We start from the raw sequence: 792 nt of genomic DNA, 5'->3' as shown, positions 1-792 counted from the left end.
AGGTTGCCTCGAAAAGTGGCTTCCCTTATCTACTTGACCCGTCCGATCAACTTACCGCTATGCACTTTTCTAAGTGGTCTCTCGTATTAGCCGATGACGGCTGGCAATACCAATCGCAAGGCAGTGCTCAAGAATTATCACAGCCGAGTGCACAAGAGCTCTCACAACGTTGGCAGCAGCTTGTTGGTACCGAGGTAGACTCTAAGACATATCAATCGCTTAGCGCATCTCTCACCTCACCACAGACCATTGAGGTATGGTACCAAAACCAAGAAGAGCCACAGCGCATCACTTACTACCAACTTCCGGATTTTTGGCTTCTAAAGAACTGGCAGGGTAAGTGGTTAGCAGTGTCGGTTGAAGCTGAGTATTTGTTGCCGTAAACCTTATTATTCAATGATCACAATAATGGAACTGTTTTATGCCTGAGTTACCCGAAGTCGAAGTCAGCCGTATGGGGATTACCCCGCATTTGGTTGGCCAAACTATTGCGACCTTAACTTTCCGCACGCCGAAACTTCGTTGGGATATCCCTCAAGAGCTCAAGCAGTTAGAAGGGACGGTGATTAAGGCGATATCACGCCGAGCCAAATACCTAGTGATTGAGACGGATGCAGGTAATGCGATTGTTCACCTAGGGATGTCAGGCTCTTTACGCGTGTTAGATGCCGATATAACCGCAGGCAAACACGATCACCTCATAAATTACGAAAAATGGTTATCGGAGTGCAGTTCTTAGTTCAAAGAAACTCGATGACTTTTGCTCTACAAACCGCTCTTAAAACGTCACAA

1 protein-coding gene and 1 pseudogene are annotated in these 792 nt (G+C 46.6%); both read left to right on the top strand.

What is annotated here, in order from left to right; genetic code table 11:
• Positions 1 to 383: hypothetical protein (locus KIV40_RS33005; RefSeq protein ID WP_285353595.1), on the top strand; the 383-nt coding region annotated here is incomplete at its 5' end.
• A gap of 38 nt (positions 384 to 421) precedes the next feature.
• Positions 422 to 700 (top strand): annotated as a pseudogene (locus KIV40_RS33000) (DNA-formamidopyrimidine glycosylase family protein); the annotation flags it as partial.
• Between the last annotated feature and the right edge of the window lie 92 nt (positions 701 to 792).

This window comes from Vibrio sp. D173a, assembly GCF_030248475.1.
Note: the sequence above shows the minus strand (reverse complement) of the source record. Positions and strands in the feature narration are given on the sequence as shown.